Origin of the sequence: Streptomyces resistomycificus (assembly GCF_001514265.1) — a bacterium.
GTDB lineage: Bacteria > Actinomycetota > Actinomycetes > Streptomycetales > Streptomycetaceae > Streptomyces > Streptomyces resistomycificus.
In genome coordinates this window covers 1,119,303-1,139,795 of sequence record NZ_KQ948988.1, presented here as the reverse complement: position 1 = coordinate 1,139,795, position 20,493 = coordinate 1,119,303, and the positions used below count along the sequence as shown (strand labels likewise).

Genomic DNA, 20,493 nt, shown 5'->3' with positions numbered 1-20,493 from the left:
CGACGAAAATCCGGCTCAGGTGCCGGGTGCGGGTCAGGGCGGGGGCAGACCGAGCAGGTCGCGGTAGCAGGCGTCCACGGCCGCGCACATGGTCTGCGGAGCGAACGTGGCGCGGACCCGCCGTCGGCCTTGCCGGCCCATCTCGGCGGCCTCCCGCGGGTGGTCGAGCAACCAGGTGACCGCCCGGGCGGCGCCGTCCGGGTCGGCCGGTGCGACGAGCAGCCCGGTGGCGCCGTGCTCCACCAGGTCCGGAACGCCGTTCACGGCGGTGGCGACGACCGGGCGGGCGGCGGCGAGCGCCTCGGTGAGGGCCCGGCCGAGCCCTTCGTACAGCGAGGTGATGACGAACGCGTCGAGTCCGGCCACCAGCCAGTCGGCGTCGGCCCGGTCGCCGGTGAGGACCACCTGCACGTCCAGCTCCGCGGCGAGCCGCCGTACGTCGTCCCGCAGCGGTCCGTCGCCGATCATCACGAACGCCGTGTCGGGGCGTCCGGCTTGGAGCGCGGCCGCCATGCGGACGAAGTCCAGGGGCGCCTTCTGGGCGTCGAGGCGGCCGACGGTGCCGACGAGGGCGGTGTCGCGCGGCACGCCCAGCACGCGGCGGGCGAGGGGGTCGAACCGTTCGGGTATGTGCGCCAGGTCGACCGCCGACGGCACCACGTGGACGCGGCCCGGCGGGGCGAGGCGCTCCGCGACGGCCTGCTCGGCGACGCGGGGCGCGACGGCGAGGAAGCGGTGGGTGAAGCGCCGGGTGGCGCGCTCCAGACAGCGGTAGAGCGTGCGCCTGGGGCGGGACTGGTACGGGTGGAAGCTGAGGCCGTGGATGGTGTGCACCACCACCGGTGTGTGGCACAGCCGGGCGGCGATCCGCCCGAGGAAGCCGCCCTTGGCGGAGTGGGTGTGCACGACGGTGAACCGCTCACGCCGGACGAGCCGCACCAGACGCCACAGCACCAGAAGGTCGGCGGGGGTCAGGGTGTGCCGGAAGCCGGGGATCTCCGCGGTGCGCACTCCGGCGGCCCTGGCCCGCTCCCAGAGGTCGCCGCCGGGCACTCCGGCGATCCAGACCTCGTACCGGCCGGGGTCCATGCCCTGGGCCGACAGCAGTGTGTTGCCTCCGGCTCCGGCCTGGAGGCGGGTGATGACGTGCAGCACCTTGATCCGGGGCAGCGTCGGCGGAGGCGGCAGCTCCGCCGCCGACGCCACCTGCGGAGGCGTCGCGGGCCAGTCGGCGAGTGTGCCGCCGGACCGTCCCGCGCCGGGGACCAGCGTCCCGTTCCGCATCATCCATCACCACCGGTGTAGAACCGTATATTTACGGCGTATACGTACATCTTCTCCCATCGGGCGATCGGGGTCAATCCGGCAGAGGATGGAGCATGTCGGACACCCGTCGAGAGACGGGCCGAGCGAGTCACGCGCCCCCCGAGGAGCACCCATGGCCCTGGCCGAACTGGACGAGATCAGGCCGCTGTTGGTGTGTCCGCGCTGCCGGTCGGATCTGGCCGAGCGCCCGGACGGCCTCCACTGCACCTCCGCCGACTGCGCCTGCCACTCCCCCACGCCGGCTCCCCCGGCCTTTCCCCTGGCCGGGCGGTGGCCGGTGCTGGTCGACTTCGGGCACAGCGTGGTCGGCCGGGACACCGTGGCCTCGCTCGCACGGCACGCGAACGCGCGCGGGGGCGCCGACGCGCTGCCGGCCCCGCTGCGCCGCGTCATCAAGCCGCCCAACCGGGTCGCCGCCCGCAACATCGACCTGCTGCTGCGCGCCCTGCCGGGTCCGGCACCGAAGCTGCTGGTCGTGGGCGGGGCGACGGTCGGCAACGGGGTGGGTGCCGCCTACCGGGACGCGCGGGTACGGGTGATCGGGTTCGACATCGCGGCCGGACCGGTGACGCAGTTCGTCGCCGACGCCCACCAGGTTCCGCTGCGCACGGGCAGCGTCGACGGGGTGCTGGTGCAGGCGGTGCTGGAGCACGTGCTCGATCCCGTCGCGGTGGTCGCCGAGATCCACCGGGTCCTCCGCGACGACGGGCTCGTCTACGCGGAGACTCCGTTCCTGCAACAGGTCCACGCCGGCGCCCACGACTTCACCCGCTACACCGCCAGCGGCCACCGCTATCTCTTCCGGCGCTTCGAGGAGCTCGCGGCCGGGCCGGTCACCGGCCCCGGCACCCAGCTCCTGTGGAGCGTGGACCACCTGGTCAGGGGACTGACCCGGCACGCCCTCCCGGGCCGCGCGGCGCGGGCGGCACTCTTCTGGCTACGGGGCCTGGACCGTCTCGTCCCCGCGGACTTCGCCCAGGACGACGCGTCGGCCCTCTACTTCCTGGGACGCAGACGGGACCGGCAGATGACCGAGGACGAGATCGTCGACTACTACCGGGGAGCGCAGCGGCACTCCGATCCGACCTGATCCAACCTGGTCCGACCTGATCCGCCTTGATCCGGCCGCACCCACACCTGGGCACCTTGGGCTTCACGACCGTCCGGCCAGTGGCTGTCCGCCCGGCAGGCCGTCGGCGAGCGCGGCCGCCTCGGCGCGCAGCATCGCGGCGAGACCGGTACGGATGTCCGTGGCGGGACGGTAGGCGAAGACGTCCCGGGCCAGAGCGATGTCCGCGGCCGTGCGGCGGGCGTCCCCGGGGCGGGCGGGCCCCGGTACGACGCGCACGGGAGCGGCCAGACGACCGAGTAGCTCGATGACTTGACGCATCGTCACCTCGCTGCCTCCGCCCAGGTTGGCCACTCCGGCCCAGGGCGAGAGGGCGGCCGCGCGCATCGCCGCGACCACGTCCCCGACGTAGGTGAAGTCACGGCTCTGCCCGCCGTCGCCGTACAGCGGGAAGGGGCGGCGGGTGCAGGCCGCCGTCACCAGCCGGGCGAACGCCATGTCGGGTCGCTGGCGTGGCCCGTAGACGCTGAACAGGCGCAGCGAGGCGGTCGGCACGCCGAAGACGGTGCGGTAGGTCTCGCACAGCTGCTCGGCGGCGAGCTTGGTGACGCCGTACGGCGACACCGGCCGCGGCCGCACCGTCTCCGGGGTCGGATACGCCTCCGCGTCGCCGTACACGGACGAACTGGACGCGAAGACCAGCCGGCCCAGTCCGGTGTCCCGGGCCGCTTCCAGCACCCGCTGGGTGACCAGGACGTTGCGTTCGAGGTAGACGGCGAACTCAGGCCCCCAGGAACCGCGCACGCCGGGCTGACCGGCGAGGTGGTAGACGGCGTCGGCCCCCGCGAACAGCTGCCGCAGGGGGAGGCCGAGCAGGTTCCCCGTGCGGAGGGTGAACCCGTCGCGTCCGCGCAGCGCGGCGAGGTTGTGCCGCTTGCGCGCGGGGTCGTAGAAGTCCGTCATCGCGTCGACGCCGACGACCTCGTCGCCGCAGGCCACCAGGTGCTCGCACAGGTGCGATCCGATGAACCCGGCCGCGCCGGTCACCACGGCCCGCATCAGGATCCGCCTCCTCGACGCCGCTGCACCGGGTCGCTCGGGCCCCGGGACCCCGGGCCCCTGGATCCCGGCCCCCTGGATCCCTGACTCCGGTCCCACGGGGCGGACAGGACGTACAGGACGGTCCTGGCGGTGTAGCGCAGTACGTTCCACAGGGTCGGCCGGCTCAGGAACTCCGCGTCCAGCGCGGTGCGTCGGGGCACCTGCACGGCCAGGTAGTACGCCTCGGGATCCGGGTGTCCGTCGAGCTGGGCGGCGTAGGAACGCGAGCGCAGCTGGCAGGGACCGGTGAGGCCGGGGCGGTGCCGGAACACCCACCGGTACTCCGGCGGATAGCGGCGGGCCAGCCCGGGGACCTCGGGGCGGGGGCCGACCAAGGTCATGTCGCCGCGCAGGACGTTCCAGAGCTGCGGGAGCTCGTCGAGGCTGAGCCGGCGCAGCACTCGGCCTGTGCGGGTGACCCGCGGGTCGGCGCGGCCCGTGACACCGGGACCGGCTCCGCCCTCCCGCATGCTGCGGAACTTGTAGAGGGTGAACTCACCGCCGCCCGCCCCGACGCGTCGCTGCCGGAACAGCGCCGGCGGGCCGCTCGTGACCCTCACCAGCACGGCGAGCAGGACCAGCAGGGGGGCGAGCAGGAGAAGGAGGGTGAGGGCCACGGCGACGTCCAGGGCCCGGCGCCCCGGCGTGAGCCGCGCCGCGGCCGTGAGGGGCGGGGACGGCGCCTGCCGGGAAAGGCTGTCGATGGTTTCCATACGGCCCTCCTCGATCCGGGCGAACCTGCCCAGAGGGTGTATATTTACATCGTAAACACAGTTTCCGTCATCCACGATCGCAGGGCAAGTACCTCTTGGTGAAAACGGAGGGTGCGCAATGTTCGAGCCTTACTTCTTCTCGGGTGAGTCCCTGGCGCCTCTCGCCGACTCGCGTCGCGAGGAATTCCGCACCGCGGAGCCGTTTCCCCATGTCGTCGTGGACGACTTCCTGCCCGAATGGGTCGCGGACCAGGTGGTGGGGGAATTCCCCAAGCCCGGGGACGTCCCCTGGCAGCGGTTCGACCGGGCGACGTCCAAGAAGCTGGCGAGCGAAGGGGACGAGTTCATCGGGGAGTTCACCCGGCACCTGATGGCCCAGTTCAACTCCGCGGCGTTCCTCGGCTTCCTGGAGCAACTGACCGGCGTCGAGGGTCTGGTGCCGGATCCGTACTTCGAGGGCGGCGGGCTGCATCAGATCGAGCGCGGCGGATTCCTCAAGGTGCACGCGGACTTCAACTGGCACAACAAGCTGCGCCTCGACCGGCGGCTGAACGCCATTCTGTATCTGAACCGGGACTGGGAGGAGTCGTACGGCGGAGCGCTGGAACTCTGGGACCGGGAAATGACCCGCTCGGTCACGCGGCTCCTCCCCGAGTTCAACCGCTTCGTCGTCTTCGCCACCACGGATGACGCCTTTCACGGCCACCCGGAGCCGCTGGCCTGCCCGCCCGACCGGACCCGCCGCTCGCTCGCGCTGTACTACTACACGAACGGCCGCCCGGCGGAGGAGTTCTCCTCGGCTCACAGCACGCTGTATCAGCGGCGGCCGGGAGAACACGCCGGGCGTACGCGCAAGGCGGTGGAGCGCGTGACTCCCCCGGTCCTGCTGGACGCGGCGAGGCACGCCAGGCGAAGAGCACGTTCCCGCTAGCGGCTGTCACGAGGTCGTCCGGCCCTGGGCACCCAGGACCGGACGACCTCGTGCCCTCACCTCAGGGACGCACGAAAAGCGCGCCCAGAACCGCCCGGAACAGCACAACCAGGGCCGCGGGGAAACAGCGCCCAGGGGCGCGGGGAACTGCGCAACAGGGGCGCGGGGAACTGCGCCACCAGGGGCGCGGGGAACTGCGCGACACGCCACAACGGACCCGCAGCCCGCCCCCGGCAGAACCCCACCCCCCTACCCGGCGGCCCTCACCCCGGCGCCGGACACCACCGCACAGCACCGCACCGCACCGCACCGCGCATCACCGCCCCTGCCGAAACCAGCGCAGAAAACTCCGGTAGACCGCCAGCGTGGCCCCCAACTCCGCCCACCGCCCCCGCAACACCGCGGCCGCCAGTCGCGCGGCCGGCTCCACGGACACGGTCAGCGCCATCAGCGCCCATGCCCGCGGCCGCGTCCAGTGCCGGAACGCGTACGTGCTGCGGCTGCACATCAGCAGGTAGTGCCGCCACGGCCCGAGCTGGGAGGAGCTGACCTGCCCCGCGTGATGGACCCGGGCCTGCTCCACGTAGTAGGACAGCCAGCCGGCCCGGCGGGCACGCCAGGCGAAGTCGACGTCCTCGAGGTACAGGAAGTACCGCTCGTCGAAGCCGTGCAGTTCCTCGAACACCGGTCGGCGCACCAGGAAGAACGCTCCGATGACCTGGTCCACGGGCCCCGAACCGGTCAGCTCCCGGGGGCGGACGTGGTGCGACGGGAAGAGGGCGGGCGCGACACGGTCGAGCCCCGTCATCTTGCCGAGGTAGACCCGCAGGGTGGGGAACCTCGAACACGAGATCTGTGGATTGCCCCGCTCGTCCACCATGAGCCCTCCGAAGATCCCGATGTGATCCTCGGGCGGGCTCCGCAGGACCCGTGCGACGACGGCCAGACTGTCCGGGTAGAGCTCCGTGTCCGGGTTGAGGAAGAGCAACAGGTCGCTGTCGCACCGGGCGGCGCCCTGGTTGCAGGCGACGGCGAAGCCGCGGTTACGGGGGTTGCGCACCACGTCGAGCGGGATGTCGGCCGCGCTCAGCCCCTGCAGCGAGTCGTCGCCGGAGGCGTTGTCCACGACCACGATCCGCGCCACCTCCAGCTCCGAGCGGTCGGCCCGGACGACGGAGCGCAGGCAGTCGCCGAGATGCCGGCCGGCGTTCCAGTTCACGATCACGACGTCGACGGCCGGGACGGTCCGCGGTGGGGTGGTCATCGCGGCACCGGACCCAGTTCCAGGGCCGCCGCCCACGCCGGCAGCCAGGCGTCGTAGGAGTAGCGGCGGGTGACGGTCTCCCGGGCGGCGCGCCCGAGCCGTTCCCGCTCCGCCGCCGGGGCGTCGAGCAGGCCCAGCATCGCGCCGGTCCACTCGTCCCGGGTCCGGGCCGCGGGCATGCCGAACCCCGACAGCAGCTCGGCGTTGACGCCCAGCGGGCTGGCCACGGCGGGCAGTCCGGCAGCGGCGTACTGGAGGAGTTTGTACCCGCACTTGCCGAGGCTGTAGGCGCTCGCGGCCAGGGGCATCAGGCCGACGTCCATGCCGGCCAGCGCCGCCCTCTGGCTGTCCGGGCTCCAGGCGATCCGGTCGACGAACGACTCCAGGTCCCCGAGGGCCGGCGTGGTCGTCCCGACGAGGGTGAGCCGCGCGCCGGTCCTGCGGTGGACCTCCCTGAGCGCGGCGGCGATCAGCAGCAGGCACGCCTCGTTGTGGGGCGAGCCGATCCAGCCCAGGCGCGGCGGGTCGTGCAGTGCGTACGAGGTCTTGGGCGTGTAGTCCTGCGGGGCCACGCAGCTGGGAATCACCACGACGTCCCGATGGTGCCGGGAGGCCCACTCGGCCAGCACGTCGTTGCCCGCGATGACGCGGTCCGCGTGCCGCACGGCCACCCTGGCCTTGCCGGCCTTGGGCGCGATCCGGCGGGCCAGACCGCCTTCGCCCGTGTCCCACTGCAGGGCGTCGTCGAAGTCGTACACGGCGAACTCGGCGCTGGACAGCAACCGCCGCTCCCACCAGCCGCGGCTGAGCGGCGAGGCCTCGCGGTGCAGCAGCAGCATCCGGGGACGGCCGCGTGCGATGGCGCCGAGGCGCAGCTCCGCCCTCGCGAGGGACACCGGGTGCCGGGCGAGCCGGGACGGCGCGGCGTCCGGCAGCGACAGATAGCTGCCGACGGTGAAGTCCGCGCCGACACGGTCCAGCCACTCGAAGACCCGGACCCGAGAGCTTCCCGCTCCTCGCCCGTAGGGGGTGATCGCGCAGCGTTCCAGGTGTCGATCCATGGTCTGCGTCCAGTCGTTCCGGCGGAGGACTGTGCCGCTTCGCCGTATGCTGATATCGTACGTTTACGACGTAAATGAGCTGTGAATCCACATATTGCGCCCTCGGCCGGACGACGTCAAGACAGCCCGGAACACACCGGGGCGGAGGGGAGCCTCCATGGATTTCCACGACTTCGTCGCCGCCCTGCGCCGCAGGTGGCGGTTCGTCACGGTGTGCGTGCTCCTGGGACTGGCCGGGGCCGTCGCCGCGACCGCCCTGCTGCCCCGCACGTACACGGCGACCGCGCAGCTCTTCATCGCCACCAGCGACGCGACCAGCGGTGACGCCTACCAGGGCGGCCTGTTCACGCAACAGCGCGTGAAGTCCTACACCCGCATCGTCACCAGCCCCGCCGTGCTCGACGGGGTCATCTCCGAACTCGGGCTGCGGACCACCCCCGGGCATCTCTCGCAGAAGATCAGTGCCCAGTCGCCCCTGGACACGACCCTGGTCGACATCCGGGTCACCGACGGGTCGGCCGCGCAGGCGCAGACGATCGCCGACGAGACCGCCGTCCAGTTCACCAAGTACCTGGCCACCATCGAGGGCTCCTCGGCCGGCGCCCCGCCCCTGGTCAAGGCCAGCGTGGTCGGGGGCTCCGAGCCGCCGTCGACGCCCACCAGTCCCCGCCCGGCGGTGAACGTGGCCATCGGTCTGCTCGCCGGGATCGTCGTGGGCGTGGGCGGCGCGGTGCTGCGCCAGTCCCTCGACACCACCCTGCGCTCGGCGGACGACGTCCGCACCCGGCTGGGCCTGACCACGCTGGGTGTCGTTCCCCCGCCCGGCGGGCCCCGAAAGCGCAACGGAAGCACCCGGCGGACCGAGGCCCTCGCCCAGCTCCGCACCCGTCTGCGGTTCGCCGTCGGGGACGACATCCCGCACTCCGTGCTGATCTGCGGCGCGCTCCCCGCCGAGGGCAGAACACGCACCGCCGTCGACCTCGCGACGAGCGTCGCCCGCACCGGCCGACGCGTCGTCCTGGTGGAGGCGGACCTGCGCCGGCCACGGCTGGCGGCGGAACTGGGCCTGCGTGGCACGCCCGGGATGACCGGCGTCCTCACCGGGCAGGCATCGCTCCCGGAGGCCCTCGAACGCGTGGAGGGCGGGACCGTCCGGGTCCTGCCGAGCGGCCCCGTCCCCGCCGATCCGGGCACGCTGGTCTGCTCCGCCGAGATGGGGAAGCTGATCCGCGCCCTGGAGGCGGAGGCCGACCTCGTGGTGGTGGACAGTCCGCCGCTGCTGTCGTTCGCCGACGCGGCCGCGCTCGCCTCCATGACGCAGGGTGTGCTGCTGGTCGTGCGGTCCGGGAAGACCCGCCGCGACGACGCCCGGCGCGCGCTGGACACCCTCGCGGCGGTCCGTGCGCACGTACTCGGCGCCGTCCTGACCGCGACACACGCCGAGGGACTCGCCGACTGGCAGCCGCCCGGCGACGGCGACCCGCAGGCTCCTGGGACGACGGCCCGGCACCCGGGTCAGAAGACCGCGGACCGTACGGACCGCGTGCCCGTGGCAGGTCCCCGGGCCTCGATGACGAGCGCCCGGGCGGCCCTTCCCCTGCGGGCGGCACCGGCGACGGGCGGCGTCACCCGGGCCCACCGGCACCACGACTAGGCGAAGCGGGGCACCGGTATGACACAGGACCAGGCCCGTACCGTCATGGCCCTCGGCATCCTGGCCGTGCTGTCGCTGATCCCGATCGCGGTGGCGCTCATACGCTCCCGCGTCTTCCGGGACTGGGACCTCACCGCCACGGTGGTCTTCCTGACCGGCGTGCTGGCCAACGCGCCGACGGTCGCGTACGTGATCCGCGCGGGGCGGCCACAGCTGCTCGACCCGCGGGGAGAGACGGTGATCGGGTTCCCGGGGTGGGTGAACCAGATCGGGTCGGTCGCCAACGGCCTCCTGCTCGCCACCTGCGTCGTGTTCGTCGTCCACCGGCTGCTCGTCACCCGGCCCCGGATCAACGTCGCCCCGCTCCTCGCTCTCACGCTCGTCGCGCTGTTCGCCCTTTCCGACGGCCTGCACGGGCAACAGTTCCTCGCCCCCCGGCAGTTCGTCCTGCTCGCGGTGCTGCTCGCGGCGGTGGTCGCGCGGCCCGGCCGGGCGGCGTTCCTGGGCGCCTCGGCCGCCGTGCTGCTGTTCACAGTCCTCGGCGGCATCGAGGCACTCGTCGAGCCGGCGAGCGTCCTGCGGGAGTGCCGGCCCGACAACCCCTGCGGCCTGCTGGGAGTTCACTACGCGGGTGTCTTCACCAACGAGAACATCTTCAGTCTGCTGCTGGCTCTCGGTGTCCCCCTCGTGTGGCTGGGGCTGCGCGGCCGCGTCCGCGTCCTGCTGGCCTGCTACGTCGCGTTCCTGGCCGTGGCGACCGGCAGCAAACTGGCCACCGTGGCGGCTCTGGCGGCCCTGGCCCTGCTGGTCCTGCTGCGTCCCCGTCTCATGAGCGAGGGTGGCCGGAGGGTCTCGCCCGGGCGGATCCTGCTGACGGTGCCGGTCCTGGGGGTGGCGTCCTTCATCGGCCTCGCGGCGCCGTTCCATCACCCCGGAGCCGATCGCCTCGGTGACCGGGCCACGATCTGGGAGATGGCCAGGACGGAACTCGGCGGCTCGCCCTTCCTGGGCTTCGGCGGCAAGGCCTGGTCCGGCAAGTACCAGGTCGGCGAGATCCCGGCCGCCGTCTCGCCGTCACTGCACAACCAGTGGATCGACATCCTCTACGCAAGCGGTCTCGTCGGCCTCGTCCTCTTCGTGCTCCTCCTGGCCCACCTGCTGCTCAAGGGCGGCACGGCCGCGTTCCCCGCCGCGGCCTGCGTCCTGCTGCCGGTCCTGCTCGCCTCGGTCCTGGAACGCCCCTGGTCGTTCGACATCAGCAACTCGCTGACGGTCACCCTCGTCGCGGCCCTGCTCATCCCCGCGGCTGTCCGTCCAGCAACCGCTGCAGCGGCTCCAGGGTCCGGTTCCAGTCCAGACGCCCTGCCTGTGCGTACGCCGTGTCACTCGCCCGCCGCCACCGCTCCGGATCGCTCAGCCCCTCGATGACCGACGTGAACGACTCCTCGCTGTAGGGGACGGACCCGCGCAGCAGGTCGAGGTGGCGCCGCCAGTCGGGCACCAGGACAGGGAGGCCGTACGCCAGGTAGTGCAGGTGCTTGGCCGAGAAGCCCTCCCGTCGCAGCAGGTCGCGCGAGCAGGTGATCAGTCCGAACTGGTAGTGGCGCAGGATCTCCGGCGAGGCGTAGCCGCGGTAGTTGATGCCGAGCGCCGGATCGGGCGGCGGTCCACCGTAGACGTCGATGTGCGGGTACCGCCGGTTGAGGCGGGCCAGCAGGGAGAGGTCGATGAACCGTGAGCTGAGCGAGCCGAGGTAGGCCACGCGGGGTGGAGCGGCGAACCGGGCGCGCTCCGGCGACGGAGTGCATCCCCAGTTGAGTTGCAGGAAGTTGCCGCCGCTTATCCCGTAGTGCTCCTGGGCGTAACGGCCGTACGACTCCCAGGAGAAGGAGAGGTGCTCCATGTCCTCCAGGAACCCGGTCTCCCAGCGCCGGAACCTGCGGTGCTGGCGATCCGTCAGCCGGCTCTCGCAGTAGACCTCGTCGGCCCACGGGTTGGGGCAGTCGTACAACGTCCGCGCCGACGTGCCGGTGGTCAGGACACCGGCGTCGTACGGCGTCGCGCAGATGACGAGGTCGTAGTCGTCGACGTCGAGCTCGTCCGCGAGGATGCGCCGCCGCAGCCGGTGGTCGGTCAGCAGGACGTGGTACGAGAGATGGCGGCGCCCGAACGCCCAGCGGCGGGTGAGGAGTTTGGACGCCACGTCGTTGACGTACAGGGCGAGCCGGGCGGGCCGCAGCGAGCCCGGCAGCATCCGCCCCATGGAACCCGGCGCACTGGCCGCCCTGGACAGACAGTTGGTGTCCACGAGTCGCACGTCGTGGCCGTGCTCCTCCAGGAACCGCTGGATGGCCAGCGGCCTGACGCTGTTGGCGTAGCCGTCCAGCTGGGCCACGATCAGGATTCGCCTGGCCCGGGACGGACGAGGGACGGGTGTGGTGGGGGTGTTCATGCGGCTTCCTCCTTCTCCACGTGCGCCGCGGGACTTCCGGTGGGGGCACGGGTGGCTCCGAACCCGGGCCGGAGCAGGGCCGCGGCGGCGGCCAGGCCGAGCAGTACGGGCACGCCCGCCAGCAGCAGCGGCAGCACGCCGTGCCACCCGAGCCACAGGACGAACAGGTTTCCCGCGACGGACACGCCGGTGGCCAGCGCGGTGGCCGGCAGCCAGCGCGCGGGCAGCCGCCGTTCGTGCAGATCGGCCAGTCTCCGGCACAGGACGACGAAGTACACGGCCCCGGCCGTGAGGCCGATCGCGGTCGCCAGGACCACTCCGAGGACGCCGAACAGCAGCGTCATCGGCACGGTGAGCGCCAGGTTGACCGCCGTCGCACACCACGAGTAGCGGGTCTCGTAGCCGGGCAGGCCGATGGCCCGTACGAAGCACGTCCGCACACCGGTGAAGGCCACCTGCACCGCGTAGCCCGCCAGCAGGACGGCCGCCACCACACCGCCGAGGGCCAGTTCGGGGCCGAGCCAGACCTGTACGGCGATCCCCACCACGGCGGTGGTCACCACGCCGTAGGTGAGGACGGCCGGCAGCCAGCGGGGCTGCAGGTGGTGGAACTCCCGTGCGGCGCCCGCGCGTCCGTGTTCGGCGTAGACGTGCGTCATACGGGTGAGAATCGGCGGGAAGGCGTAGAGGGGCAGGCTGCGCAGGGCGGTCGCGGCCTGGTAGCCGACGGCGTAGATGCCGACGTAGCGCACCGGCAGCAGCGCGGCGATCACCACGGCGTCGATCTCGCCGTTGAGGAAGACCGTGAAGCCGGACAGCTGCATGCGCAGCGCGTAGCCCCAGAACTCGTGGCGTTCGGCGCGCGGTGGCAGCAACGGCCGCCGGACGCGAAGGTGCCGCGCGCCCGCGGCCAGCCCGCCGACCGTCACGAGCAGGTAGCGGCCCGCCGCCAGGACGGCGAGCAGGGGCAGGTCGCCGCCCTCGTCGACCAGCACGATCACGGCCGTCGCGAAGGCCAGGCACGAGCCGCCGCTGACACCCGCCAGGGTGCGGAAACGGGTGTTGGCCTGGAGCAGCGCGATCGCGGAGTTGGACGCCAGTGCCAGCGTGAGCAACGGCCCGAGCGCCATGAGCAGTTGGCGCGCCTCTTCCCTGAGCCGAGGGGGTACGTCCAGGGCCGACACGATCGTCGGGGCGAGCAGCAGGCACAGGCCGGTGACCACGGCGCCCAGTGCCGCGAACAGTGCCAGCGACCCGATCACCAGCCGCGCCGCGCCCTCCCGGTCGCCGCGTGCCGCGTGGTAGGCGTGGAAGCGGGCGAGGGACGCGCCGACTCCGCCGTCCAGCACGGTGAGCGTCGCCAGGAAGACCAGGACCAACGACCAGACGCCGAACCGGTCCAGGCCGAGATGCCGGATGAGATACGGCGTGAGCACGAGGTTGGTCAGCAGGGGGGCCGCCTGGGCGAGGGCGCTGAAGCCGACGGCGGGGGCCAGTCCGGCGCGCGCGCCGTTCCCGAGGAGGGCTCGGCGGCCGGGGTGCCCGCGACGCATGCCGGGTCACCTCCCGGTGCCGGGCGGATGTCCCGTCTCGACCGACTGCCACTCCGCCCGCAGCCTCTGCCGGTCCAGGATCAGGGCGTACTGCCCGTCGATCAGTTCCGAGCGGACGATCGGGGCCGTGGTGAACGTGGCGTCGGCGGTGTCGAGGTGGCGCAGGCCGAGGACGAGGGCGCGCAGGTCGCCGTTGGACATCCGGTCGTCCACGCTCACGGTGCGCGTGATCGCGTCGAGTGTGCGGTCGGCGCCGAACGGGTCGGTGACGCGCACGTCGCCGCGGATCTGGCCGACCAGACTGCGGAGGAACTCCTGCTGCCGCTTGATGCGGTCCAGTTCGCCACCGGGCAGACCGTGGCGCTGGCGGACGTACGCGAGGGCCTGCTCGCCGTTCAGGACGTGGGTACCGGCGGTGAAGTGGCGGTTCTGCTCGGGGTCGTAGGCGTCCTGGGCGATGGTGACGGGGACGCCGCCGACCGCGTCGGTGAGGGAGCGGAAGCCGTGCCAGTCGATGACGCCGAAGTGGTCGACGCGGGTGCCGGTGAGGTGCTCCACGGTCTGGATGAGCAGGGGCGGGCCGCCCCAGGAGAACGCGGCGTTGATCTTCGCCGAGCCGTGGCCGGGGACGGGCACCCAGCTGTCCCTCGGGATGGAGACGGTGTACGCGGTGTGCTCGTCACCGCCGAGGTGCACCAGCATCAGCGTGTCGCTGCGCTGGGCGCCGTACGTCCACAGTCGGCCGGTGGCGTCGCTGCCGGTGGTGGGACGCTTGGAGCGGCTGTCGACGCCGGCCAGGAGGAAGGTCGTGCCGTCGTCGTGTCCGGGGGGTTCGGGCGGCCGGGAGCCTTCCGGGAAGGCGTCGGGGATGCGGGTGACCTGGTCGCCGTAGTGGTCGGTGGCCCACCAGACGCCGCCGGCGCCCAGACCGAGCAGCGCCAGGACCGCGACCAGGCCGATGACCAGGACGCGGCGCAGCAGGCGGCGCGGGCGCCGGACCCGCTGCCTCGGCTCCCAGGTCGGCCAGGGGCGGCGCGCGGGCATCAGAAGTCGTCCGGGTACGGGTCGGCCAGGCCGCCCTGGGGCTGGGTCGGGGCGGGCGGGGGGAAGCCGGGGAGGAGCCGGGTCAGGACGCGGCGTACCTCGGCGGAGTCGTTGTGCTCCGCGGCGGCGTACAGCGCGGGCAGACCCTGTGCGAGGTCGGCGGAGCGTTCCTGGGGGGCCGTGGCGGCGAGGATCCGAGGGTGGGTGGTGTGGGCGTGGTTCTCCTGGGCCGAGAAGAGCGTCTCGTTGAGTTTCTCGCCGGGGCGCAGGCCCGTGTAGCGGATGTCGACGTCGGGGACGTGCACGGAGCGGGCGAACTCGCGGACGAGGTCGACGATCCGCACCGGTCCGCTCATGTCCAGGACGAACACCTCACCTCCGCGGGCCATCCGGGCGGCCTCCAGGACCAGGCCGACGGCCTCCTCGACGGTCATGAAGAAGCGGGTCGCGTCGGGGTGGGTCACGGTCACCGGTGTGCCCGCGCCCAACTGCTGCGCCACGACCGACAGCAGGGAGCCGCGGCTGCCCAGCACGTTGCCGAAGCGGACGGCCGAGAACACGGTTCCGGGTGGGGCGTCCCGCTGGGCTTGGTGCACGATGAGCTCGGCCAGTCGCTTGGTGGCTCCGAGCACCGACACGGGGTCGGCCGCCTTGTCCGTGGAGATCAGCACGAACCTCGCGGTGCCCGCCGCCGCGGCGGCGCGGACCAGGTTCTCAGTGCCTCGGACGTTGGACTTCACGCCTTCGCAGGGGTGCAGTTCGAGCAGCGGCAGGTGTTTGTGCGCGGCCGCGTGGAAGACCACCTCCGGGCGCAGCGTACGGAAGATCTGGTCGATGCGGGGGCGGTCGCGGATGTCCGAGATCACGATGTCGTCGGAGTGCAGGGCGTCGCCCTGGAGTTCCAGTTGGAGCCGGTGCAGGTTGGACTCGTCGTGGTCGAGGAGGAAGAGGCGGCTCGGGCCGAAGGCGCGGACCTGGTGGCACAGTTCGCTGCCGATCGAGCCGCCGGCGCCGGTCACCAGGACCCGGCGACCGGCGATGGTGGCACGCGCCTCGGGACTGACCACGTGCATCTCGGCGCGGCCGATCAGCGCGCGCACGTCCAGTTCGCGCATGTCGTCGCCGACCACGTCGCGGCGCAGGGCGGCGATGAACGACGGCAGGTAGCGCACACTGGCGCCCGCGGCCTCGGCGGCCCGCGCCACCTCCCGGAACCGGGTGGGGTCCAGGCCGGGGATGGCCACGACCACCGCCTCCGCCCGGTGCAGCGGCACCGCCGTGCCGATGTCCTCCAGGCTGCCCAGGAGCGGCAGGCCCCCGATGAAGCCCGCCCGGCGCTTGGCCGGATCGTCGTCCAGGAAGCCCACCGGCTCGAGCCCGTACTGCGGGGTGTGCGCCAGGTCCCGGGCGAGCGCCCGCCCGGCCTCTCCGGCGCCGGCGACCAGGGTGCGCAGGCCGGTGTGGTGCGGGGAGGTGGCCGCGAGCCGGGCGAGGTGGGAGCAGACCCTGTCGACCGAGCGCTCGGTGAGGTGCGGGTACAGCGGCAGGGACAGCAGCTGCGGGAACAGCGCGTCGGCGCCCGGCAGGCCCCCCGGGGGGATGATCGCGGCACCGCGGAAGTACGGCATGTGGTGCAGGGGGATGAAGTGGACCGATGTGCCGATTCCGAGCTCGGCCAGTCGCTCGACGAGTTCGTCGCGGCCGGTCCCGTAGCCCTCCAGCACGCGGACGACGTGGAGGTGGCGGGCGTGCAGGCCGGGTGCCGCGGGCTCCAGGGGTTCGACACCGGGTACCGCCTCCAGCGCCGCCGTGTACTGCGCGGCCAGGGCGTGGCGCCGCATCTGCCAGTCGCCGAGGTGCCGCAGCTGGGCCCGTCCGATGGCGGCCTGCAGGTCGGTCATGTTGGCCTTCAGGCCGGCCTCTTCCACCGTGTACCGCCAGGTGCCGCCGGGCAGTGCGCGGCGCCAGGCGTCGGCGGACATGCCGTGCAGCCGTCCGCGCCGGATCCGGTCGGCGAGCAGCGGATCGTCGGTGGTGACCATGCCGCCCTCGCCGATGGGCAGGTTCTTGGTGGCGTAGAAGCTGAAGCAGGTCGCCTTGGACACGCTGCCCACGGGCCGGTCGCCCACCGTGCCGCCCAGGGCGTGCGCGGCGTCCTCGACCACGCGGGCCAGGGGCAGCCCCGCGGCCTCGGCCAGTTCGGCGACGGGTGCGGGGGCCCCGGTGTAGTGCAGGACCATCATCGCCCGGGGCCGGCCGCAGGCCGCGGCCGCGCGGGCCACGGTGGCGGGGGTCGGCATCCCGGTGCGCGGGTCGACGTCGACCAGGACGGGCCGCAGTCCGGCGTGCAGGATCGCCTGGGCCGCTCCGCAGAAGGTCAGCGCCGGGATCAGGACCGGCGCGCCGTCCCGCAGCCGCAGGGCGCGCAGCGCCAGTTCGAGCGCGGCCGTGCAGGAACTCACCGCGACGGCGTGGGCGGCCGACACGTAGGCCGCGAAGTCGTCCTCGAACCGCTGCGTCTCGCGTCCGGTCGTGACCCAGCCGGAGCCGAGCACCCGCTGTGCGGCCCGCCGGGCCTCGGGACTGATCCAGGTCGTGGCGAAGGGCACGTCCGTCAGGTCCGGCCCGTCCCGCCCGGTCGCGTCGGCAGCACGGGACTCGACGGGGGGTGTGCCGTCCGGTGTGATCCAGGCGCGGTCGGCCTGTTCCTGCCGGGTCCGAAGCCGGTGGACTGTCATCTCGTGCTCCCCACTCCTGGCTCGACGGGGGAACCGTGCTGAGCGAGGGGCGGTGACGCCCATGCGCCCATTCGGCGTATATTTACGTCGTATACGTACACCTTGCCCCCGGGCATGCGTAGAGTCAACACAAGCGGGAGCACTGCACGTACCGACCGTCGGGAGGCGAGGCATGGCCGGTGAGAGGGCCGAGGCACGGAGCAGGGGCGCGCGGGCTGCGGACGGCCCGGCGCGCCGGGCGGGCGACCGGGGCCGCTACGGCCGACTGAGCCGGGAGCGGGTGCTCGCCAGCGCGCTGCAGCTGGTCGACCGGGAGGGTCTGTCGGCCCTCAGCATGCGGCGGCTCGGGTCCGAGCTGGGCGTGGAGGCGATGGCCCTCTACCGGTACGCGGCGAGCAAGGACGCCCTGCTGGACGGTCTGGTCGAGGCCCTCTACCTGGAGCTGGAGGAACGACTGGCCGCCGCCCCCGGCCAGGAGGGCGAGGCCGACGGGGCGGGCGACTGGCGCGCCGGACTCCACCGTGTCGCGCGCACCACGTACGACGTCTGCCTCGACCACCCCCAGGCGGTCCCGCTGCTGGCCACGCGCATGCTCGCGGTGCCGCTGGCACGCAGGCCGCTCGCCGTGCTCAAGGACCACGAGCGGGTGCTGGCACTGCTGCGAGGTGCCGGGCTGGAGGACGACCGGGCGGCCGCCGCCTTCCGGGCCTTCACCTCGTGGCTGCTCGGCTACGTGTCCGTGGAGCTGCGTCCGATGGTGGACAACCCCGACGAGTCCGACCCGGCGTTCCGGCTGGGCCTGCACCGGATGCCGGCGCAGGAGCTGCCCGTCCTGCGGGAGGTCGCCCCCGCCCTCGCCGAGCGCGGCGGGCCGGAGGGGCTGGCGGCCGGGCTGGACGCGCTGCTCGACCGCTTCGTCGAGGCCGGGTGAGGCGCGGGGCCCACTGACGGCGGCCGCCGCCGAGACAGCGGAGGCCGTGACGGCGGCGGCCGTGACCTACGAGAACCGGATGTCAGTGCGCCTCGTCCAGCCGCCCCCGCTGCTCCGTCGTCAGCTCCAGGTCCACCGCCGCGAGGTTCTCCTCCAGCTGCGCCACCGACGAGACGCCCACCAGTGGGATGACCGGCGGTTCGCCGCCCAGCTGCCAGGCCAGGACCACCTGGTTGACGGTCGCGCCGGTGTCGCGGGCCACCTCGCGAAGGGCCGCCAGCCGGGCGGGCGTGCCCGGGTGGTCGTAGCCCGGCAGCAGCGGGCGCTCGGGGCGGGCGTACGTGCCCTTCAGCAGGGGCGAGTAGGCGACCAGGGTCAGGGCGGGCTCGGCGCGCAGGTAGCCGAGCAGGTCCGGGCCGGCGGCGGCCAGGCTGCCGTCGGGGAAGAGGTCGCCGGGCACGTCGGTGCGGGAACGGAGGTAGCTGTGCTCGTACTGGAGCACCTCGTAGCCGGGCAGGCCGGCCGCCGCCGCGAGGGAACGGGCCCGCTCCACCCGCCAGACGGCGTGGTTGCTGACGCCGAGGAGGCCGACCGTGCCCTCCGCGACCAGGTCGGCGAAGCCTGTGACCGTCTCCTCCAGCGGGACGGCGTGGTCCTCGATGTGGGCGTAGAGCAGGTCCAGTCTGTCGACGCCGAGGCGCTCGCGGCTGCGTTCGGCCGACTCGCGGATCACCTTGGCGGACAGGCCCTCCGCGTTGTCGACGTAGCCGGTGCCGGGGGCGAGGGGGCGGGCGCCGAGCTTGGTGGCGATCACGATCTCGTCGCCGACGCCGCGGCTGCGCCGCCAGCGGCCGAGGAGTTCCTCGCTCTGGCCACCCTGACCGTCGTCGGTCCAGAAGGCGTAGTTGTCGGACGTGTCGACGAAGGTCCCGCCGGCCTCGACATAGCGGTCGAGCACGGCGAAGGAGGTCTTCTCGTCGGTGACGGAGCCGAACAGCATCGTCCCGAGGGCGAGCACGCTCACCTCGCGGCGACGGTCCGGGGCGCTGCCGATGGTGCGGTACTTCATGATGTCCTCCCGTTCGCACGCCCGTCTTCGGGGCACGAACGGGAGTCTTCATCTTCGAGCGCACTTCAAGTCAAGGGCCTGCGCGGCGAGTTGAAGGGCGAGGGTCGAGTCGGAGGACTTGGCTCAGCGGGCGAACGGGCCTTCCAGCGCCGCCCACTGCAGCAGCATGATCGTCTTCGCGTCGGCGATCTCCCCGGTGCGGATCATCTCCAGGGCACGGCGGAAGGGCAGTTCGAGGATCTCGATGTCCTCGCCCTCCTCGTCGAGACCACCTCCCGCGTGGGTGCGGGTCGAAGGGCCGTAGGCGGCGGCGTAGAAGCTGACGCGTTCGGTGACCGAGCCCGGGCTCATGTAGACGTCGAAGACGTGCTGGACGTCGCCGATGGTGTGCCCGGTCTCCTCCACGACCTCACGGCGTACGGCGATCTCGGGGTGTTCGTCCTCGTCGTCGAGCAGGCCGCCCGGGGTCTCGACCAGCAGGCCGTCGGGGTGGCCGTTGACGTAGACCGGGAAGCGGAACTGGCGGGTGAGCAGCACGGTTTCGCGTTCGGCGTCGTACAGCAGCATGGTGGCGCCGTTGCCGCGGTCGTGCGTCTCGCGCTCCTGGGTGCTCCACGTGCCGTCCGCGTGCTGGATGTCGAAGACGGTGGTGCGCTCGACGTACCAGTGGCTGGACAAGAGGGTCACGTCCCGCACCTTGACGCGGGGGTTGCCGGTGAGGTCCCGGCCGGTGCGGTCGAGTCCGGTGCGGCCCCGGCGGTCGGGGGTGTCGACGCCGGCGGTCATCGGGAACCGGCCGCGGAGGAAGGGGCGGGGAAGTACGAGTTGGTCATGCCCGCTTCTACCATTGCGGGCCGCGTCGCGTCGCACGGGCGGGGGCGGACAGCGGGTCCGGCGCGGGCCACCGGCCTGGTTCACCCCTCACGGGCGGTCCGCGCCAGCACGTCGTAGCCGACGAACGTGAACATCCGCTCCCCCACGGCGAGAGGCGCGGGTTCGCCCGCGAACCGGTGCACTCCGACCCCGAACCCGGCGTCGGGCGCGGACAGCCACTCCCTCACGAAGCCGCGCCCCTCCAACCAGTCGCAGATCTTCGGGAACACGTCCGGCCGCTTGCGGTGGCGGGTCCACACGAGCGTGCCGCCGTCGGCACACAGCTGGGTGCAGAAAGTGGTCGTGCGCTCGATGTCCTCGTCACAGACGTTGCCGAACACCCCGCACATCAGCACGAGGTCCGCGGGCGCCATACCGCGGTAGTGCTCGGTCAGCGCGGCGTCGCCGACGACCGCCTCCACCCGGTCCAGGCCGAGAGCACCGGCCGCTCGCCGGGCCGCGGCCACGTTGCGCGGGTCCAGCTCCACCAGCCGCGCGGCGACGTCGTCCCGACGCGGGTGACCGGACAGCGCGCCGAGCAGGTCCCGCCCCTGGCCGGCGCAGACGCTCACCACCCGCACGGCACCGGGAGGGCGGGCGTCCAGGGCCGTCCTGATCCGCTCCCGGACCACGTGAAGCCGACGCCCGAGGGCGGAGTCGGCGCGGTCGTAGTCGTCGTGCCACGCGTGCCAGTCCATGAAAGGACCCTAGGAG

16 protein-coding genes are annotated in these 20,493 nt (G+C 72.9%); 5 read left to right on the top strand and 11 right to left on the bottom strand.

The genetic code is table 11. The annotated features are described in order from the left end of the window. Positions 1-33: 33 nt before the first annotated feature. Positions 34-1,287 carry a glycosyltransferase gene (locus AQJ84_RS04845; protein ID WP_051870220.1) on the bottom strand — a complete coding sequence of 418 codons (1,254 nt, stop codon included), beginning with the start codon at positions 1,285-1,287 and terminating at the stop codon, positions 34-36. Positions 1,288-1,438: 151 nt separating this feature from the next. On the opposite strand from AQJ84_RS04845, the gene AQJ84_RS40575 reads away from it, so the two are divergent. Beyond that, positions 1,439-2,416, top strand: a complete 978-nt coding sequence (locus AQJ84_RS40575; RefSeq protein WP_037804335.1) for a class I SAM-dependent methyltransferase — start codon at positions 1,439-1,441, stop codon at positions 2,414-2,416. 63 nt (positions 2,417-2,479) lie between these two features. Here AQJ84_RS40575 and AQJ84_RS04835 read toward each other — a convergent pair whose 3' ends face one another. Both AQJ84_RS04835 and AQJ84_RS04830 read right to left on the bottom strand, forming a co-directional pair. Beyond that, positions 2,480-3,454, bottom strand: coding sequence for an NAD-dependent epimerase/dehydratase family protein (locus AQJ84_RS04835; protein ID WP_051870219.1), 975 nt, complete (start codon positions 3,452-3,454; stop codon positions 2,480-2,482). Next, a complete protein-coding gene (locus AQJ84_RS04830; protein ID WP_063753191.1) occupies positions 3,454-4,209 on the bottom strand; it encodes a sugar transferase in 756 nt (251 codons plus the stop codon). The genes AQJ84_RS04835 and AQJ84_RS04830 overlap by 1 nt, the downstream gene beginning before the upstream one ends. A gap of 118 nt (positions 4,210-4,327) precedes the next feature. Here AQJ84_RS04830 and AQJ84_RS04825 point away from each other — a divergent pair, with 118 nt between their 5' ends. Continuing rightward, entirely contained in the window at positions 4,328-5,140 is an 813-nt protein-coding gene (locus AQJ84_RS04825) for a 2OG-Fe(II) oxygenase (protein ID WP_037804333.1), read from the top strand. A gap of 316 nt (positions 5,141-5,456) precedes the next feature. Here AQJ84_RS04825 and AQJ84_RS04820 read toward each other — a convergent pair whose 3' ends face one another. Next, complete coding sequence (locus AQJ84_RS04820; protein ID WP_037804331.1) at positions 5,457-6,404, bottom strand: glycosyltransferase family 2 protein; 948 nt, start codon at positions 6,402-6,404, stop codon at positions 5,457-5,459. Continuing rightward, entirely contained in the window at positions 6,401-7,465 is a 1,065-nt protein-coding gene (locus tag AQJ84_RS04815; RefSeq protein WP_053193396.1) for a glycosyltransferase, read from the bottom strand. Before AQJ84_RS04815 ends, AQJ84_RS04820 begins: the two co-directional genes overlap by 4 nt. A 157-nt stretch (positions 7,466-7,622) precedes the next feature. Here AQJ84_RS04815 and AQJ84_RS04810 point away from each other — a divergent pair, with 157 nt between their 5' ends. Continuing rightward, positions 7,623-9,119, top strand: coding sequence for a polysaccharide biosynthesis tyrosine autokinase (locus tag AQJ84_RS04810; protein ID WP_051870217.1), 1,497 nt, complete (start codon positions 7,623-7,625; stop codon positions 9,117-9,119). A gap of 18 nt (positions 9,120-9,137) precedes the next feature. Beyond that, positions 9,138-10,547 (top strand): O-antigen ligase family protein, encoded by a 1,410-nt coding sequence (locus AQJ84_RS04805; protein WP_030044276.1) that lies wholly within the window; start codon positions 9,138-9,140, stop codon positions 10,545-10,547. Between the two features lie 1,020 nt (positions 10,548-11,567). Here the strand turns inward: AQJ84_RS04805 and AQJ84_RS04800 are convergent. From AQJ84_RS04800 to AQJ84_RS04790, 3 genes are read right to left on the bottom strand one after another with little or no spacing between them, the layout of a single operon-like run. Further along, complete coding sequence (locus tag AQJ84_RS04800; RefSeq protein ID WP_030044274.1) at positions 11,568-13,124, bottom strand: oligosaccharide flippase family protein; 1,557 nt, start codon at positions 13,122-13,124, stop codon at positions 11,568-11,570. 6 nt (positions 13,125-13,130) lie between these two features. Continuing rightward, on the bottom strand, positions 13,131-14,168 hold the full coding sequence (locus AQJ84_RS04795; protein ID WP_079022770.1) for an LCP family protein: 1,038 nt from the start codon (positions 14,166-14,168) through the stop codon (positions 13,131-13,133). Further along, on the bottom strand, positions 14,168-16,906 hold the full coding sequence (locus AQJ84_RS04790; RefSeq protein WP_030044272.1) for a DegT/DnrJ/EryC1/StrS family aminotransferase: 2,739 nt from the start codon (positions 16,904-16,906) through the stop codon (positions 14,168-14,170). Before AQJ84_RS04790 ends, AQJ84_RS04795 begins: the two co-directional genes overlap by 1 nt. Positions 16,907-17,078: 172 nt before the next feature. On the opposite strand from AQJ84_RS04790, the gene AQJ84_RS04785 reads away from it, so the two are divergent. Continuing rightward, positions 17,079-17,837: a TetR/AcrR family transcriptional regulator gene (locus AQJ84_RS04785; RefSeq protein ID WP_030044271.1), complete on the top strand. Its 759-nt coding sequence runs from the start codon at positions 17,079-17,081 to the stop codon at positions 17,835-17,837. An 82-nt stretch (positions 17,838-17,919) separates the two neighbouring features. On the opposite strand, the gene AQJ84_RS04780 is transcribed toward AQJ84_RS04785, so the two are convergent. From AQJ84_RS04780 to AQJ84_RS04770, 3 genes are all read right to left on the bottom strand, one after another. After that, complete coding sequence (locus AQJ84_RS04780) at positions 17,920-18,906, bottom strand: aldo/keto reductase (protein ID WP_030044270.1); 987 nt, start codon at positions 18,904-18,906, stop codon at positions 17,920-17,922. Between the two features lie 123 nt (positions 18,907-19,029). Then, on the bottom strand, positions 19,030-19,692 hold the full coding sequence (locus tag AQJ84_RS04775) for an NUDIX domain-containing protein (RefSeq protein WP_030044269.1): 663 nt from the start codon (positions 19,690-19,692) through the stop codon (positions 19,030-19,032). Positions 19,693-19,820: 128 nt separating this feature from the next. Continuing rightward, the gene (locus tag AQJ84_RS04770; protein ID WP_030044268.1) at positions 19,821-20,477 is read right to left on the bottom strand and encodes a class I SAM-dependent methyltransferase family protein; all 657 of its coding nucleotides are present in this window, start codon (positions 20,475-20,477) and stop codon (positions 19,821-19,823) included. Positions 20,478-20,493 lie beyond the last annotated feature (16 nt).

Excerpts from the sequence above, each read along its gene's own strand:
- AQJ84_RS04815 (WP_053193396.1), bottom strand. The coding sequence starts at position 7,465 with ATGGATCGACACCTGGAACGCTGCGCGATCACCCCCTACGGGCGAGGA.
- AQJ84_RS04780 (WP_030044270.1), bottom strand. The coding sequence starts at position 18,906 with ATGAAGTACCGCACCATCGGCAGCGCCCCGGACCGTCGCCGCGAGGTG.
- AQJ84_RS04845 (WP_051870220.1), bottom strand. The coding sequence starts at position 1,287 with ATGATGCGGAACGGGACGCTGGTCCCCGGCGCGGGACGGTCCGGCGGC.
- AQJ84_RS04800 (WP_030044274.1), bottom strand. The coding sequence starts at position 13,124 with ATGCGTCGCGGGCACCCCGGCCGCCGAGCCCTCCTCGGGAACGGCGCG.
- AQJ84_RS04830 (WP_063753191.1), bottom strand. The coding sequence starts at position 4,209 with ATGGAAACCATCGACAGCCTTTCCCGGCAGGCGCCGTCCCCGCCCCTC.
- AQJ84_RS04825 (WP_037804333.1), top strand. The coding sequence starts at position 4,328 with ATGTTCGAGCCTTACTTCTTCTCGGGTGAGTCCCTGGCGCCTCTCGCC.
- AQJ84_RS04810 (WP_051870217.1), top strand. The coding sequence starts at position 7,623 with ATGGATTTCCACGACTTCGTCGCCGCCCTGCGCCGCAGGTGGCGGTTC.
- AQJ84_RS04785 (WP_030044271.1), top strand. The coding sequence starts at position 17,079 with ATGGCCGGTGAGAGGGCCGAGGCACGGAGCAGGGGCGCGCGGGCTGCG.
- AQJ84_RS04805 (WP_030044276.1), top strand. The coding sequence starts at position 9,138 with ATGACACAGGACCAGGCCCGTACCGTCATGGCCCTCGGCATCCTGGCC.
- AQJ84_RS04795 (WP_079022770.1), bottom strand. The coding sequence starts at position 14,168 with ATGCCCGCGCGCCGCCCCTGGCCGACCTGGGAGCCGAGGCAGCGGGTC.
- AQJ84_RS04835 (WP_051870219.1), bottom strand. The coding sequence starts at position 3,454 with ATGCGGGCCGTGGTGACCGGCGCGGCCGGGTTCATCGGATCGCACCTG.
- AQJ84_RS04790 (WP_030044272.1), bottom strand. The coding sequence starts at position 16,906 with ATGACAGTCCACCGGCTTCGGACCCGGCAGGAACAGGCCGACCGCGCC.
- AQJ84_RS04770 (WP_030044268.1), bottom strand. The coding sequence starts at position 20,477 with ATGGACTGGCACGCGTGGCACGACGACTACGACCGCGCCGACTCCGCC.
- AQJ84_RS04820 (WP_037804331.1), bottom strand. The coding sequence starts at position 6,404 with ATGACCACCCCACCGCGGACCGTCCCGGCCGTCGACGTCGTGATCGTG.
- AQJ84_RS04775 (WP_030044269.1), bottom strand. The coding sequence starts at position 19,692 with ATGACCGCCGGCGTCGACACCCCCGACCGCCGGGGCCGCACCGGACTC.
- AQJ84_RS40575 (WP_037804335.1), top strand. The coding sequence starts at position 1,439 with ATGGCCCTGGCCGAACTGGACGAGATCAGGCCGCTGTTGGTGTGTCCG.